Source organism: Rhodococcus sp. P-2 (assembly GCF_016598535.1).
Classification (GTDB): domain Bacteria; phylum Actinomycetota; class Actinomycetes; order Mycobacteriales; family Mycobacteriaceae; genus Rhodococcus_F; species Rhodococcus_F baikonurensis.
The window spans coordinates 1,689,837-1,704,565 of record NZ_CP066779.1 but is presented as its reverse complement, the minus strand read 5'-3'; the positions used below and the strand labels follow the sequence as shown (position 1 = coordinate 1,704,565).

General features: G+C 62.0%; 14 protein-coding genes. 10 read left to right on the top strand and 4 right to left on the bottom strand.

The window, feature by feature from the left end; all coding sequences use genetic code 11:
* The first annotated feature begins 11 nt into the window (after window positions 1-11).
* The 3 genes from I7X09_RS08035 to I7X09_RS08025 are packed head-to-tail and all read left to right on the top strand — an operon-like array spanning window position 12 to window position 3,533.
* Complete coding sequence (locus I7X09_RS08035) at window positions 12-1,244, top strand: acetyl-CoA acetyltransferase (protein ID WP_200317730.1); 1,233 nt, start codon at window positions 12-14, stop codon at window positions 1,242-1,244.
* A 43-nt stretch (window positions 1,245-1,287) separates the two neighbouring features.
* On the top strand, window positions 1,288-2,805 hold the full coding sequence (locus I7X09_RS08030) for a carotenoid oxygenase family protein (RefSeq protein WP_200316339.1): 1,518 nt from the start codon (window positions 1,288-1,290) through the stop codon (window positions 2,803-2,805).
* Window positions 2,802-3,533, top strand: a complete 732-nt coding sequence (locus tag I7X09_RS08025) for a hypothetical protein (protein WP_234036841.1) — start codon at window positions 2,802-2,804, stop codon at window positions 3,531-3,533. Before I7X09_RS08030 ends, I7X09_RS08025 begins: the two co-directional genes overlap by 4 nt.
* A 73-nt stretch (window positions 3,534-3,606) precedes the next feature.
* Here the strand turns inward: I7X09_RS08025 and I7X09_RS08020 are convergent, their stop codons facing one another.
* Genes I7X09_RS08020 through I7X09_RS08005 form a run of 4 tightly spaced genes read right to left on the bottom strand, consistent with a single transcriptional unit; the run spans window position 3,607 to window position 7,638 of the window.
* Window positions 3,607-5,235, bottom strand: a complete 1,629-nt coding sequence (locus tag I7X09_RS08020; RefSeq protein WP_200316337.1) for a long-chain-fatty-acid--CoA ligase — start codon at window positions 5,233-5,235, stop codon at window positions 3,607-3,609.
* Entirely contained in the window at window positions 5,232-6,287 is a 1,056-nt protein-coding gene (locus I7X09_RS08015; RefSeq protein ID WP_200316336.1) for an NAD(P)H-dependent amine dehydrogenase family protein, read from the bottom strand. The genes I7X09_RS08020 and I7X09_RS08015 overlap by 4 nt, the downstream gene beginning before the upstream one ends.
* Window positions 6,284-7,054: an SDR family oxidoreductase gene (locus I7X09_RS08010; protein ID WP_124567495.1), complete on the bottom strand. Its 771-nt coding sequence runs from the start codon at window positions 7,052-7,054 to the stop codon at window positions 6,284-6,286. Before I7X09_RS08010 ends, I7X09_RS08015 begins: the two co-directional genes overlap by 4 nt.
* Complete coding sequence (locus I7X09_RS08005; protein WP_095971129.1) at window positions 7,051-7,638, bottom strand: nuclear transport factor 2 family protein; 588 nt, start codon at window positions 7,636-7,638, stop codon at window positions 7,051-7,053. Before I7X09_RS08005 ends, I7X09_RS08010 begins: the two co-directional genes overlap by 4 nt.
* A 114-nt stretch (window positions 7,639-7,752) precedes the next feature.
* On the opposite strand from I7X09_RS08005, the gene I7X09_RS08000 reads away from it, so the two are divergent.
* From I7X09_RS08000 to I7X09_RS07970, 7 genes are read left to right on the top strand one after another with little or no spacing between them, the layout of a single operon-like run.
* Window positions 7,753-8,556 carry an ABC transporter ATP-binding protein gene (locus I7X09_RS08000; protein ID WP_095971128.1) on the top strand — a complete coding sequence of 268 codons (804 nt, stop codon included), beginning with the start codon at window positions 7,753-7,755 and terminating at the stop codon, window positions 8,554-8,556.
* The gene (locus I7X09_RS07995; protein WP_124567492.1) at window positions 8,553-9,266 is read left to right on the top strand and encodes an ABC transporter ATP-binding protein; all 714 of its coding nucleotides are present in this window, start codon (window positions 8,553-8,555) and stop codon (window positions 9,264-9,266) included. Before I7X09_RS08000 ends, I7X09_RS07995 begins: the two co-directional genes overlap by 4 nt.
* A 3-nt stretch (window positions 9,267-9,269) precedes the next feature.
* Window positions 9,270-10,166 (top strand): branched-chain amino acid ABC transporter permease, encoded by an 897-nt coding sequence (locus I7X09_RS07990; RefSeq protein WP_124567491.1) that lies wholly within the window; start codon window positions 9,270-9,272, stop codon window positions 10,164-10,166.
* Complete coding sequence (locus tag I7X09_RS07985; protein ID WP_200316334.1) at window positions 10,163-11,251, top strand: branched-chain amino acid ABC transporter permease; 1,089 nt, start codon at window positions 10,163-10,165, stop codon at window positions 11,249-11,251. The genes I7X09_RS07990 and I7X09_RS07985 overlap by 4 nt, the downstream gene beginning before the upstream one ends.
* Before the next feature lie 58 nt (window positions 11,252-11,309).
* On the top strand, window positions 11,310-12,593 hold the full coding sequence (locus I7X09_RS07980) for an ABC transporter substrate-binding protein (RefSeq protein ID WP_200316332.1): 1,284 nt from the start codon (window positions 11,310-11,312) through the stop codon (window positions 12,591-12,593).
* Window positions 12,594-12,605: 12 nt separating this feature from the next.
* Window positions 12,606-14,327, top strand: coding sequence for a class I adenylate-forming enzyme family protein (locus I7X09_RS07975; protein ID WP_200316330.1), 1,722 nt, complete (start codon window positions 12,606-12,608; stop codon window positions 14,325-14,327).
* The gene (locus I7X09_RS07970; protein ID WP_200316328.1) at window positions 14,324-14,725 is read left to right on the top strand and encodes a nuclear transport factor 2 family protein; all 402 of its coding nucleotides are present in this window, start codon (window positions 14,324-14,326) and stop codon (window positions 14,723-14,725) included. Before I7X09_RS07975 ends, I7X09_RS07970 begins: the two co-directional genes overlap by 4 nt.
* The last annotated feature ends 4 nt before the right edge of the window (window positions 14,726-14,729 follow it).

Genomic DNA, 14,729 nt, shown 5'->3' with positions numbered 1-14,729 from the left:
GGGGAGAGGTCATGACTGTTTCGAACATTTGGATTCTCGGCGGGTACCAATCCGACTTCGCACGAAACTTCACCCGTGAGGAACTCGATTTCGCGAACCTTGCCGAAGAGGTGGTGAACCACACTCTGGCCGCGGCGAAGGTTCCTGCCACCGACATCGAGGTGATCCACGTCGGTAATGCCTTCGGTCAATTGTTTGCCGGCCAAGGTCAGCTGGGTGCGATGCCCGCCACCGTGCATCCAGCACTCTGGGGTGTGCCCTCGTCCAGGCACGAGGCAGCGTGCGCATCGGGCAGTATCGCTGTACTTGCAGCGATGGCAGACCTGCGCGCCGGCAACTACGACGCGGCTCTGGTGATGGGTATCGAACTGGAGAAGACTGTTCCGGGTGATGACGCGGCCGGCCATCTGGGCGCTGCAGCCTGGGTCGGACACGAAGGTCAGGAAGCAAAATTCATGTGGCCGTACATGTTCGATCGTGTGTCGAAGGAATACGGGCGGCGTTACGGGATCGACGAATCTCACCTTCGCGCGATCTCGCAGATCAACTTCGCGAACGCGAAGAACAACCCCAATGCGCAGACACGCGGTTGGGCGGTGCCCGATCTACTCGGAAATGCGGGTGGTGACGACACCACCAATCCTGTTGTGGAAGGTGGTGTTCGACGATTCGATTGCAGCCAGGTGACCGACGGTGGCGCTGGGGTGGTGCTGGTGACGGACAAGTACCTCCGTGACCACCCTGGTGCCGCGGCGACTCCACTGGCCCAGATCGCAGGCTGGGGTCACCGCACCGTCGGTTTGGGTCTCGAACAGAAACTGACGCGTGACGCGGAGAATCCCTACGTGATGCCGCACGTTCGGGATGCGGTGATGGGCGCCTTCTCCCGGGCGGGAGTCGACCTGGCCGGGATAGACGGGATCGAAACACATGATTGTTTCACCGCGAGTGAGTATCTCGCGATCGACCACATCGGTCTGACCGCGCCCGGCGAGTCGTGGAAAGCCATCGAGAGTGGCGACATCGCCATGGGCGGCAAGCTACCGATCAACCCCAGCGGCGGTCTGATCGGCGGCGGTCATCCGGTGGGCGCCAGCGGTGTCCGAATGCTTCTCGACGCGGCCCGTCAGGTGACGGGAACGGCCGGCGGTTACCAAGTCGAGGGCGCGAACCGCTTTGCGACGCTGAACTTCGGTGGAAGTACAGCCACCACCGTCAGTTTTGTCGTCGACGCCGTTTCCTGAAAGTGCAGCCCAGTCTTTCCCCATCAGTCGAAAAGAGAATTCCATGGACGTCGAAATCGTAGGCAAGTTGTTGTCCACCCTTCCCGCCGATGACGATCACCCGTATCGCACCGGCCCGTGGCAACCACAGACCACCGAGTTCAAAGCGGACAACCTCGAGGTCGTATTCGGTGAGGTTCCGAAAGACCTCGACGGTGTCTACCTGCGCAACACCGAGAATCCGCTCCATCCCTCGATGAAGGCGTATCACCCCTTCGACGGCGACGGCATGATTCACATCGTGGGCTTTCGTGACGGAGAGTCGTTCTACCGCAATCGATTCGTACGTACGGACGGATTGGCAGCCGAGCAGGACGCCGGCGCCGCCTTGTGGGCCGGGCTCGCAGAGTCTCCCAAACTCAGTCGCCCTGAGGGCGGCAAGGGTGCGCGCACCCGGATGAAGGACGCGTCCAGCACCGACGTCGTCGTTCACCGGGGGACTGCTCTCACCAGCTTCTACCAGTGCGGAGATCTGTATCGGCTCGATCCGATGTCGGCGGAGACACTGGGAAAGGAAAGCTGGAACGGCAAGTTCCCCTTCGAATGGGGTGTATCCGCGCATCCGAAGGTGGACGACAAGACCGGAGAAATGCTGTTCTTCAACTACAGCAAGGAAGCACCGTACATGCACTACGGCGTCGTGGACTCGGCCAACGAGTTGGTCCACTACGTCGACGTGCCACTTCCCGGTCCGCGGTTGCCACACGACATGGCCTTCACCGAGAACTACGCGATCCTCAACGACTGCCCCTTGTTCTGGGATCCGGTTCTGCTCCAGAAGGGCGCGCACGTCGCGAATTTCCATCCCGATATCCCGCTACGTCTCGGAGTCATCCCACGCCGCGGAAACACCGCTGAAATCAAGTGGTTCGAGGCGGATCCGACCTATGTCCTGCACTTCGTGAACGCCTACGAAGAGGGGGACGAAATCGTTCTGGACGGTTTCTACCAGGGCGATCCGGAGCCGTCGGACAACGGGATGGGCAATCAGTGGGAACGCGCCTTCCGCTTCCTCGCTCTCGATCGCATGCAGACCCGACTGCACCGCTGGCGTCTGAACCTGGTCACCGGAGCCACGCGTGAAGAGCAGCTCAGTGACTCGATCACCGAATTCGGCATGATGAACGGGAATTTCGCGGGGGAGAAGTACCGATACGCATATGCGGCTTCGGGTAAACCGTCGTGGTTCCTGTTCGACGGCTTGGTCAAACATGACCTGCTGACGGGGAACGAGGAGCGATTCTCCTTCGGTGACGGTGTGTACGGCAGCGAGACGTCGATGGCGCCACGTGTGGGCGGTACCGCGGAAGACGACGGTTACCTCATCACGTTGACCACTGACATGAACGAGGATGCGTCCTTCTGTCTGATCTTCGACGCCGCCCGCGTCGGAGACGGTCCGCTGTGCAAACTTCGTCTCCCCGAACGGATTTCGAGTGGTACCCATTCGACATGGGCTCCGGGGGCCGAGCTTCGTCGCTGGCAGACCGCCGACACCGCCGCCGAAGCGGTCGGACTGTGACGGACGCGCCCGGCTCGGGCACGTGGGAGATCTTGCGGCAAGTGGTGATCGGTGCACGAGATCTGGACAAGACCGGCCGGCAATTACGTGAAGCGTTGAATCTGGCACCAGGATTCGCGGATCCACTGCTCGAAGACATCGGTTTGGCAGACGAGACCCTGGCCGTCGGGCCGCAAGCCTTTCTGGAGATCGTCGCACCGCTCGACGAGACTGTCTCGTTGGCGAGATGGATCCGAAAGGGCGGAGGGGAGGGCGGTTATGCACTCTCGATCCAGGTATCGAATATCGCGCCCTATCTGGAACGTGCAGCCGCAGTTGGTGTTCGGACGGTGGCTGATCTCGAGGCCTACGGTCACCGGATCGTCCAGCTCCATCCCGGTGATCTCGGACTGCTCGTAGAACTCGACGAGATTCCCGACGCCGACGAGTGGTTCTGGGACGAGACGGAGAAGGAGGTTTCGGTCGATCCATGGGTCGACGACATCCTCGGGGTCGACGTGTCCTCTCCCGATCCGGCCAAGACGGCGACGCTCTGGGCCGAAGTGTTCGGCAAGAAACCGGATTCGGCGCAAACACTCTCGATCAGGCTGGGATCGCGCGTCGTGTCGTTTGTTCCGGGAGAGCGGTCGATGCTCAGCGCAATCGATCTGGCCGCGTCGAGCGGCGCGTCTGCCGTCGAGCCCGGTCCGAGTCTCGGCGGCGTCGAGTTTCGGATTCACCCACACTGAGCCTGCCTGACGTCGAATGACAGAAATCGGGGCCGATCGCTCGTAGCGATCGGCCCCGATTTCTGTCATGGACTCAGGTGAAGTCCTGTCGCAAGCGAGTCTTGAGAAGCTTTCCACTCGCGTTACGTGGCAGCTCCTCGACGAACCGAACTGCACTGGGGCACTTGAAGTGAGCCAGCCGCTCGCGTGACCACTCGATGATCTCGGCTTCGGCGGCATCGGAGTCGCCGGCTCGAACGACCACCGCAATGGGAGTCTCACCCCAGCGATCGGAATGAACGCCGACTACGGCGACCTCCCGGATTCCGGGGTGGCCGGAGAGAACGCTCTCCACCTCGGCGGGATAGACGTTCTCACCGCCGGAGACGATCATGTCCTTGAGACGGTCGTGGAGATAGAGATACCCGTCCTCGTCGAACGATCCGCCGTCTCCGGTGCGAAGCCAGCCCCCGTCCAACATGGTGGCGGCAGTAGCCGCCTCGTTGCGCCAGTAGCGCTTCATAACGTGGGCGCCGCCGATGACGACCTCGCCGCGGGCTCCGACCGGGACGTCTTCGAGGGTCACGGGATCGATGATGCGGATGGGTACGCCGAACATCGGCTGCCCGACCGACTTCAACCGATGCGCGGTCGACTCGTCGGTCGCCCGATGATCTTCCGGGGTCAGCATCGTGACACCGCCGGTCGATTCGGTGAGTCCGTAAGCCTGCAGGAAACTGCATCCGAAGACCTTGGTGGCGTCCTGCAACAGCGGCAGTGGCATCGGAGCGGCTCCGTAGACCAGGAACTGCAGGGCGCTCCAATCCGCCTCGCGTACAGCAGGAAGGGAGGTGAGGACGCTGATCACCGCGGGAACAGCGACCGCATGAGTCACCCGGTACTCCTGCATCAGCGCCACCAGCTCCAGCGGACCGGCGATGGTCTTGAGAAGTAGAGCGCCACCGCCGAGCGTCGTGACAAGAGCGAGACCCAGCCCCGCCACATGGAAGAACGGGACCGGGCACATGGCCACGGAATCGGTGTCGAGATCGAGCAGGTGATACATGGTCGCGAGGGCGCGGCCGAGGTTCGCGCCGGTGAGTTCGATTCCCTTGGGGTGGCCGGTGGTTCCCGACGAGTAGAAGATCAGCGCGGTATCGTCGGGAAGGCGTGACACTCCTGGGTCGTCGTCCCCTGCACCGGAGAGCCAGTCGCTCCACGAGACCGAGTTTGCGGAACCGTCCACCGTGACGACGGTCCGGACGCTACCGACCCCCGCGGCGACGTCGGAGAGGCCCTCATCGCCTGCTCCGAGTACGACGACGGTCGGCTCGCTGTTGCTCAGGATGTAGTCGACCTCGCCCGGTGCCAGCCGATTGTTGACGGCCGTCAGAATCGAGCCCATCTTCGAAGATCCGTACAGGACGGAGAGGAAAGACGGTGCATTGGCGCCGATGTACGCCACCCGGTCACCTGTTCGAACACCATCGCGGAGAAGTGCATTCGCGACACGATTTGCTTCGATGTCCAGCTCGCGGAAACTGGTACGGCCGTCATCGGAGATGACGGCGGTGCTCTCCGGACTGGCAATCGCCCGGCTGCGCAGCAAGTCTTCGAGATTCTGCACGGGGCGACCATCGGGTAGGAGCGCGTTCACAGAAGGTTCGCGGGTGGCGGGTTCACGGGTGGCAGTCGAACCTACGGCCGTCGGCTGAGTGGTCATGCTGAATGCTCCAATCTGAAGGGGGCAAAGACAGGGGGTTCGAAAACGCCGGTGGGAGCTGCGAGTACATGCTCGACGGCGCGTAGTGCCGGGCCCGCGGTGATGAACTGACCGGCGGTTGTCCGGCTGTTCGGATCTTGTGGTTCGACGAGATTGACGGTCATCACGATCTCGGGTTTGCCGTACAGGTGGACCTCCCATTGATCGCGCCCCACGTATTCCTCGCGATCGGGTTCCATGGTCCAGATGATGGCCAGAGTGAGGAACTGCTTTCCGTCGACGATTGCGTGCCAGCGCCATTCGGTGGTTCCGACGGTTCCCGCGGCGATGCGTCCGGCGGCGACGTCGAGATCCGTTCGCGCCGCGACGACCCTGTGATCGGACACGACTTCGTCGTAGGTGATGCCCAGTCGTTCGCACATGAACGCGATGGTTTCCAGATACAGCGACGCGTACAGCGAGGGTAACGGCCCGGTGCCGTCCAGTTCTTCCGGGGGCGAGCCCATTCCCATGACGGTGAACGCGAAGTCGGGGTCAGGCATGCCGCGAGCGTCGAGCACCTCGTCGATCGTGATGCGGTCGAGTTCGATCGATGTTCCCGTCAGCGCCAACGCCAATCGCTCACCGATGACACCCGGGCTCACCCCGACGCCGAAGAGCGTCGAATCACCTTCCTTGCATGCTTGGGCGAACATGTGCTCGCGCTCGGTGCCGTGTGCGCGGGGGAAGTGCTGCCCGGCCGTCGTGATCACGTTGATCCCGGCGCGAAGCAGACGGCACAGATCGTCGTCGTGGCGTCCGTACGGAATCTGCAAACGTGGACTGTGGATGAGAACCTGTGGGCGCGAGCGGATGATCTCGTCCACGCTGCGTGTGGCGATCACGCCCGTCGGCGCGCGTCTGGCTATGTCGCCGGCATCGCGACCGGCCTTGGCGTCGCTGTACACGTACAGGCCGACCAACTCGAGGTCGGGGCGATCGATGATTCCGCGTAGCGCGGTCTTGCCGATGGCTCCGGTCGCCCACTGGGCAACACGAATCGGATCGGTCATGATCGGGTGGTCAGTTCGCCGGCGAAGAGGAGCTTGCCCAGGCCACGTTCGTACCGAATCGGGTCGCGAGCCAGGCGCGCACGGGCATCGATTGCCATGAAATCGGTGTCGCACGTCCACTCGCCGCGTTGCATCGCGGCGAGTCCGGTCGCGGCGATGTCGAGAGGATTCTCCTTGTGGCCCTGCACGTGTGACGCCATGCGGGTGTCGACGCTGCCGACGATCAACGAGGTGACGGTGATGCCGTGCGGTTCGAGTTCGGCGCGAGCGATGCCGCCGAGTGATAGAGCAGCCGCCTTGGCTGGTGAATAGCCGCCCATGAAGGCGGTGGGTGCGATTGCGGCGACTGACAAGACGTTGACTATCGATCCTCCACCGCGGGCTGCGAGCACCGGCGCGAAGGCTCGAATCATCGTCAAAGGCCCGAAGTAGTTGACCTCCATCTCGGCCCGAGCGGCCTCTCGGTCGTCGGCCTCGATCAAGCGATTCCCGGTGAACAGTCCGGCGTTGTTGACGACGACCGTGGTGTCACCGCACGCCCCGGCGGCCGCGTCGACGAGTCCTGGATCGGTGACGTCGAGTTCGACGATGTGTGCACCGGCGGCTCGGAGCTCTGCCGGCACCTCGTCGGGATTTCGCACCCCTGCATAGATTTTGGCTGCGCCCATCAACTTCGCCTGTTGGACGAAAGCCAGGCCGAGGCCTCGATTGGCTCCGGTGACGAGGACGGTCGCGCCCTCGACCGGAGTTCCGCGAAACGTTGTCATGAGTTCTCCTGTGTCTGCCGGGTGTAGATGAGGTCGTCGGGGAATTTCTTGCTCTTCTTCAATGACGTTTCAGGCGCGAGCATCCCGAAGATCCAGCCTTCGGCTGTGGCCATGTCGTGGTTCCAGTCCCACCGCAGTGCGCGGTGGCGGATTCCCCACCTGCCGTCCTCGTACCCGAAGCGGTCGATCAGGCGCGCTGAGGTGAGTGTGTCGGCTATGCCGGACGAGTGCTTGATTCGCGCGAATGCGAGCACGTAAGACTCGACGTCTGCGGCATTCCCGTCGAGTTCGATCAAGACGTTGGTCATTGCGTGGGTGGTCAGCGACCGTGGGTGGGTGATGGCCCCGGCGATGTGGTCGATGTAGTCGTCGGCGGTGCCGGTGAAGACACCCCCGTGGTCTTCGGTTGCGCCGGGCAGATAACACCGCCTGGCGTCCTCGACGTCGCCGCGGTCTGCGGCTCGGAGGAAACGAGTCAGAACCTCGTAGATTTCCTGCTTGGCGACGAGAGCGTCGACCGGGCTGTAGTCCCTGACGTCTGGGCCCCCGCCGCTGTCGACTGCGTGAATGTTGTTGGACCTCACGATGATGTCCCTTCTCGGCTCCGGATCGGGGGCCGCACGTTGACGGAGTGCCTCTGCTTACTGTAGTAATCTCTATCACACTGTTAATTGAAGTGTCACGAGGAGGTGAAACCAATGCTTGGAAACACACCACCCGCACAACCTGGGAATGCACCGGTCGTACTCACGCTTTCCGACGTGTCGATCGAGTTCGGCGGAGTCACGGCTCTCGACGACGTCGGCTTCGACGTCCGCGCGGGTCAGATCTGCGGACTCATCGGACCCAACGGCGCTGGTAAGACCACGCTGTTCAACTGCATCACAAGGATTTACGAACCGAGTCGCGGTGTCATCACCTGGCAAGGAACCGACCTCTTGGGATTGCGCCCCTATGCGTTGGCATCTGCCGGGATCGCCCGAACTTTTCAGAATCTCGCTCTGTTCGGCGGCATGAGCGTCTTCGACAACACGATGGTCGGGGGATCGTCGCGAGGCCGCTTCGGGCTCGCGAGTGGGCTTCTCGGTTGGCCTCCGGCGCGCGCCCGAGTCCGAGAACTACGAGAGAAGGCCTGGTACCTGCTCGAACGTCTCGAACTCGTCGACGTCGCCAACGCACCCGCGTCCGGTCTACCGTTCGGAACTCTCAAGCGTGTCGAACTGGCACGAGCATTGATGTCCGAGCCTTCGCTGCTTCTGCTCGACGAACCCGCCGGTGGGCTCACACACAGCGAAGTCAAGGAGTTGGGAGAACTGATCGTCTCGCTCCGCGACGACTTCGGCTTTGGCGCGCTTCTGGTCGAACACCACATGGGATTGGTGCTGGGTATCTCCGATCATGTTGTCGCACTGAACTTCGGCCACAAGATCGCTGAAGGTACTCCGGCGGAGATCCAGCAGAACGACGCCGTGATCAATGCTTATCTGGGGCGTGCGGCATGACCCTGCTCAGCGTCGACGATCTGCATGCCGGTTACGGGCGAGGCAACGTACTGCACGGGATTTCGCTCGACGTGGAACCCGGCGGGGTAGCTGTCGTTCTCGGCGCGAACGGTGCCGGCAAGACCACCATGATGCGTGCTCTGGCCGGATTGATTCCGCATCAGGGAACGATCACCTTCAACGGTTCGCCGTTGGGATCCAAACCTGAACGCGCCGTCGCCGCCGGCGTCAGCCTTGTCCCACAGGGCCGTGGAACTCTCGGACAACTGTCGGTACGTGACAACCTTCTCGTCGGCGCTGCGCTTCGTAAGGACAAGGCGGAGATCGAGGCCGACATCGAGCGGTGGTGTGAGACTTTCCCGGTGCTCGCGAGGAGGTCCACACAGTTGGCCGGTTCGCTGTCCGGCGGTGAACAGCAGATGCTCGCAGTCGCAAGGGCGTTGATGAGCCGTCCCACCTTACTGTTGTGCGACGAGCCCAGTCTGGGACTTGCCCCCATCGTCATCGCCGAATTATTCGACACGCTCGGTGCGATCAACCGGAGCGATGGAACTGCATTGCTGATCGTGGAACAGAACGCCGATCTCGCGATGAAACTCGCGACGAAGGTATTCCTGCTCGACGTAGGCATCATCGTCGCTGCCGGAACGCCCGAGGAATTTCGTTCCGACGACGTCGTGCGCAGCGCTTACCTCGGGTACCAGGAGTAAACGGTGACACTCTTTCTCGAACGACTCATCTCGGGATTGACCAACGGGTCGATCTACGCAATTCTCGCGCTGGCACTCGTGGTGGTGTTTCGTGCCACCGGCACGATCAACTTCGCTCAGGGCGAGTTGGCGCTGTTCACAACTTTTGTCGCTTGGTGGCTGACGACGATGTCGTGGCCGATCTGGTCGGCGATCGGAGCGGCCCTTGCATTGGGGTTCCTGCTCGGAGCGTTGATGGAGCGTCTGCTGATCCGGCCGGTACAGCGTCGAAGCGACATGGCGGTGCTGATCGTGGCACTGGGATTGTTCACCGGGCTCAACTCACTCGCCGGGATGCTGTGGGGGAGCGATACGAAGATCATGCCAAGCCCGTTCCCGAACGGTCCCACCGACTACATCTCGGTGGGCGGTGCGCGCGTGTACGGCGACGCACTCGGCGTACTTGTGGCGCTCGTTGTCCTACTTGTGTTGATGTCCTTGCTCTTTCGCAAGACGAGAGTCGGTTTGCACATGCGTGCAGTCGCGGACAATGCCGAATCTGCCACTCTCGCGGGGGTTTCGACCAGCCGGATCCTGGCGATCGGTTGGGGTGTTGCGGCCGCGATCGGTGCCCTGGCCGGTGTCCTGGTCACTCCGCTCTCGCCGCAACAACTCGGTCTCACGACCATGTTCCCGATCTTCATCGCAGCATCCGCCGCAGCGCTGTTCGGCGGTCTGGACAGTCTCGTCGGCGCCGTGGTCGGCGGGTTGACGATCGGTGTCCTGGAATCGATGCTCAGCGGCTACATTTCGGTGATCGGCGGCTCGCTGCAGCAGACGTCCGCCCTGTTGATCATCGTGGTGATCCTCTTCGTCCGACCCAATGGACTGTTCGGTACCAAGAAACTGGAGCGGGTATGACGACGCTTGCCGAGAGAAATGAACCTGCGGTCGCCGAGAAGGCGGTCGGGCGACCGCGTGTAGTGGTCGCCGGATCGACCTCGTACCGGGTACTCCAGTTGGTTCTGCTTGTGGCCGCCGTGTGTGCGTTGCTTCTCGCGTCACAGAGCGCGCCGTTTCGCGTGGGGCAGTTCACGAGCGTCTTCATCATTGCGATTGCCATTGCCGGACTGAATATCGTCAGCGGCTACACCGGACTTCTGTCGATCGGCCATTCTGCTTTCTTCGGCCTAGGCGCGTACACGACCGGCGTTCTGATCGTCGATCGCGGATACTCACCCTTGACCACGATCCCGATGGCAGTCGTATTGTGTTTTGCACTAGGGCTTCTCGTCGGGCTTCCCTCGTTGCGGATCAAGGGGCTGTATCTGGCTCTCGTTACGCTCGCCGTTGCTGTGGCATTTCCCGAAGTGATCCGCAAGACGGGCGATCTGACCGGTGGCGCCGCCGGCATGGTCGTTCGTGCAAATCTTCTGGTCCCGCCGAAATGGACCGGTCTGACCCGAGCCGACACCTACCTCTGGATCTTCTGGGTGTCGGTGGTGACGCTGGCAGTTGTCATGCTCCTGATCCGCAATCTCGTCAAGAGTCGATTCGGTCTGGCTATGGTCGCGGTGCGCGACAACGAGATCGCGGCGAGCGCAAACGGCATCAATGTCGCGAAGGTCAAGATTCTCGCCTTCGGGCTTTCCGGCGCGATCACGGGCCTGGCAGGTTCGCTGTTCACGATGTACATCGGCGCGCTCTCGCCCGAGTCCTTCTCGCTGATGAAGTCGATCGAGTTCATCACCGGACTGGTATTGGGCGGAATCGCAACCCAATTCGGCCCGATCGTCGGGGCAACGGCAGTGGTGTTCCTGCCGTACTACACCGGCAGCGTCACCGACGGCCCCGTGTCGGGAGTGGTGTTCGGCGCGGTACTGATCGCGATCGTGTTCTTGATGCCTGACGGAATCGTCGGCCGAATCAACAGCGTTCTCCGACGGTTCGTCCTCGTGGTTCCCGCAGATCATCCCAAATATCGCGAGGGTGAGCCTCGCACCTGAGCACCATCTCCCTCGCCCGCAATCGTTTCTCTCCACACACAGCAAGGAATTGGACGACATGAAAAGGCAGACCACGATTCCCGCAGTCATCGCCGCTGCAGCACTACTCCTTTCGGCCTGCGGCGGCAGCTCCGACGCACAGAGCGACACGTCGACATCGGCCGGCGCAGTATCGGTCGACGACTGCAGCGACCCCAGTGGTGCTGCAGCGCCGATCACCGACAAACTCACGGTGGGCTGGAGTGGGCCGACGTCCGGCCCGCTCGCCGACGCAGTCGGCAACGTGATCGAAGGAATGCGAGCACGGTTCGAGGTGGCGAACGCGGCCGGTGGTGTCGGCGGTGTCAAGCTCGACGTCGTGGTCAAGGACGATGCATTCTCCCCGGAGCGCGCCAAAGCCAATGTCGGAGAGTTCATTCAGAAGGACAAGGTCGACGTTCTGGGCACCTTCGGAGCCGGGCAGTTGAACGCGATCGCGGACGATCAGACTACCGCGTGCGTGCCGCTCCTCTTTGCGCAGGCAGGCATGCCCGAGTTCCGGGTCATCGAAGACTTCCCGTGGACCACGGAGTATCTACCGGATCCGGGCGTCGAGATGGAGGTCGTGGTCGAAAGCTTGAAGAAGAAGTATCCGAACGGCGCCAAGGTTGCACTGGCCACGAACCAGACGGAGTCCGGACAAGGGATCGCCAACGGCTTCAAATCCGCGATCGAAGGAACCAACTTCGAGATTGCGGCCGAGGAAGCCTTGACCGACCCCAAGACGGCGGCGTCGACTCTCAAGGCCAGCGGCGCCGAGGTTTTGGTGGTTGCCGGTGTCACCACCGACTGCCTCGCGATCACTCAGGCGATCGGACGCGTCGGATGGAAGCCCGATACCGTGATACAGCCGTCGAACTGCGTCGACGGTGCGACCCTGTACGCACCCGCCGGTGATGCTGCCGACGGGCAGCAGGTGATGGTGTGGCTCAAGGATCCCAACAACGCTCTCTACAAGGACGACGCGGCGGTGCGTGACTACCTGGCCGGTGCAGCTGCTCACGGTGCCGATTCCCCGACCAACAGTTACACCGTGAACGGCTGGGCCATCGGTGACCTGTTGGTGGACAACTTCACTCGGGCCTCTCAGTCGTCCGACGGACTCTCACGCGCCACGATCATGAGTGCCGCGCGAACGCAGGACTACCACCCGCCGATGTTCATCGACGGAATCAAGTTCACGATGACCGCCGATCATGCATTGGGAATCCTGGCATTCCAGCCGTTCGAGTGGAACGCCGCCACCCAGGCGTTCGAGAAGCAGGGCGACGTGATCGACATTTCCGGCCGTTACGAGAACTGAAACGAGACGCGAATGAACAAGACACACAGGGGATTGCACCCTCGCAGCAAGGTGGACGAATACACCTCGAAGGGGTGGTGGTCCGAAGAGACGATCGATCAGGTGTTCCGGACGCAAGTGCGGGTGCGCGGTGACGAACTCGCGGTGGTTGATCCGGCGAACCGGAGCGAGTTGTCAGGCGGAGATCCACGGCGCCTCAGCTGGAACCAACTGGACAGTGAAGTCATCTCGCTCGCTGCTCGATTCAGTGAGGTGGGCTTGAGCCGGGGAGATGTTCTGGGCGTGCAGATGCCCAACACGGTCGAACTGGTCGAGGTCTACCTTGCCGCGTGGTCGCTGGGGATCGTGGTCTCACCCTTGCCCATGCAGTACCGCGAACGTGAAGTGGAAGGAATGGCCAACCAGGCAGCGTTTGCAGCGTTTGTCACCGTACCCAGCTTCGGTGACAGACTCCCCGCTACGGAGATCGCAGCAATCAGATCCAGGATCCCCTCCCTGAGATCGGTATTCGCCTACGCTCCCGCGTCCGAGCTTCCGGCCGAGTTGCCGGCAGGCGTCGATGGGCTGAGTCCTCAGGCGGCCACCGAAACGCAGCGCAGTGAATTGGACAGGCGGAACACCGAAGATCCGAACGACCCCAACGACGCGATGACGATCTGTTGGACCTCCGGAACCGAAAGCGAGCCGAAGGGGGTCCCACGTTCACACTACGAATGGCTGGCCATCTGCTGGGCCACGATCGATGCTCCCGACATCGTCGTCGGCGACGTCTTGTTGAACCCGTTCCCGATGGTCAACATGGCCGGAATCAACGGAATGTTCCTGCCGTGGCTTCGCACGGGATGTGTACTGGTACAGCACCACCCGTTCGACCTTCGAGTGTTCCTCGGGCAGATCGAGGCCGAGCGAGTGACGTACACGGTAGCGCCGCCTGCGTTGTTGTGGATGCTGCTCGCCGACGAGTCGATGCTCGCGGCAGTCGACCTGTCGAGCCTGACGCGGATAGGTTCGGGTTCGGTGCCGCTGCAACCTCCGATGGTGCGGGGATGGCAGGAGCGGTACGGAATCGGAGTCATCAACTTCTTCGGTTCCAACGAAGGAATCAGTCTGCTCTCTTCGCCCGCGGACATGCCGGATCCGGACGACCGCGCACGGTACTTCCCTCGCTTCGGTGTCGAGAACTTTCACTGGAGCACCAGGATCTCGGACTGGATGGACGTGCGCTTGGTCGACGTGGTCACCGGCAAGGACATCACCGAAGTCGGGCAACCGGGTGAGTTGCGCATCAGCGGACCGACAGTCTTTGCCGGTTATCTCGGCGATCGTCCGTCACCGTTCGACGAACGCGGATTCCTCTGCACCGGAGACATCTTCGAAATCGCCGGTGACCATGGACAGTTCCTCCGCTACCTGGATCGAGGCAAAGACCTTGTGATCCGCGGTGGAATGAACATCGCTCCAGCCGAATTGGAGGGATTGATCGCCGAGCATCCGGCAGTTGCGGACGTGGCCGTCATCGGCGACCCCGACGAAGTACTCGGTGAGCGCGTCGCAGCAGTGGTGACACTGCGACCCGAGGCGGAACTAGAGCTGGATGCTCTGGTTGCGTTCCTGAAAGACAAGCGCATTGCCTCGTACAAGCTTCCCGAGCGGCTGGAGGTTCGGAAAGAGTTGCCGCGCAATTCGACCGGAAAGATTCTCAAGCGTGAACTTCGACAGAAGAGTGTGGCATGAGTGTGATGAACGACAGTGACAAACTCGCGCTGGCACGTGAGATGTTCCAGTCCTGGGACGTCATGGACTGGACACGCGTCGTCGACTTGTTCGCCGAGGACGGTGTGCTCCACAGCGTCATGCAGGAACCTCTTGTCGGCAAGGAGGCCGTTGCGGGCCGAATTGCGTTACTGGCAAGCAAGTGTGAACGGATCACCCTGAAGATCGAGTCTCTCGGCGTTATCGACGGAAGGGTATTTGTGCAGCGAGTGGACGACTTCCACTTCGACGGTACCCATGGCGTCGTTCCTGTTGTCGGAATCCTCAGCATGGCAGACGGACGGATCACCGAGTGGCTCGAGTACTACGACCGTCCGACACTGTTGAAGGGAATGGGTCTTGTCTCCGACTTCGAGTAGAGGT

Excerpts from the sequence above, each read along its gene's own strand:
- I7X09_RS08035 (WP_200317730.1), top strand. The coding sequence starts at position 12 with ATGACTGTTTCGAACATTTGGATTCTCGGCGGGTACCAATCCGACTTC.
- I7X09_RS08030 (WP_200316339.1), top strand. The coding sequence starts at position 1,288 with ATGGACGTCGAAATCGTAGGCAAGTTGTTGTCCACCCTTCCCGCCGAT.
- I7X09_RS08020 (WP_200316337.1), bottom strand. The coding sequence starts at position 5,235 with ATGACCACTCAGCCGACGGCCGTAGGTTCGACTGCCACCCGTGAACCC.
- I7X09_RS08015 (WP_200316336.1), bottom strand. The coding sequence starts at position 6,287 with ATGACCGATCCGATTCGTGTTGCCCAGTGGGCGACCGGAGCCATCGGC.
- I7X09_RS08010 (WP_124567495.1), bottom strand. The coding sequence starts at position 7,054 with ATGACAACGTTTCGCGGAACTCCGGTCGAGGGCGCGACCGTCCTCGTC.
- I7X09_RS08000 (WP_095971128.1), top strand. The coding sequence starts at position 7,753 with ATGCTTGGAAACACACCACCCGCACAACCTGGGAATGCACCGGTCGTA.
- I7X09_RS07995 (WP_124567492.1), top strand. The coding sequence starts at position 8,553 with ATGACCCTGCTCAGCGTCGACGATCTGCATGCCGGTTACGGGCGAGGC.
- I7X09_RS07985 (WP_200316334.1), top strand. The coding sequence starts at position 10,163 with ATGACGACGCTTGCCGAGAGAAATGAACCTGCGGTCGCCGAGAAGGCG.
- I7X09_RS07980 (WP_200316332.1), top strand. The coding sequence starts at position 11,310 with ATGAAAAGGCAGACCACGATTCCCGCAGTCATCGCCGCTGCAGCACTA.
- I7X09_RS07975 (WP_200316330.1), top strand. The coding sequence starts at position 12,606 with ATGAACAAGACACACAGGGGATTGCACCCTCGCAGCAAGGTGGACGAA.
- I7X09_RS07970 (WP_200316328.1), top strand. The coding sequence starts at position 14,324 with ATGAGTGTGATGAACGACAGTGACAAACTCGCGCTGGCACGTGAGATG.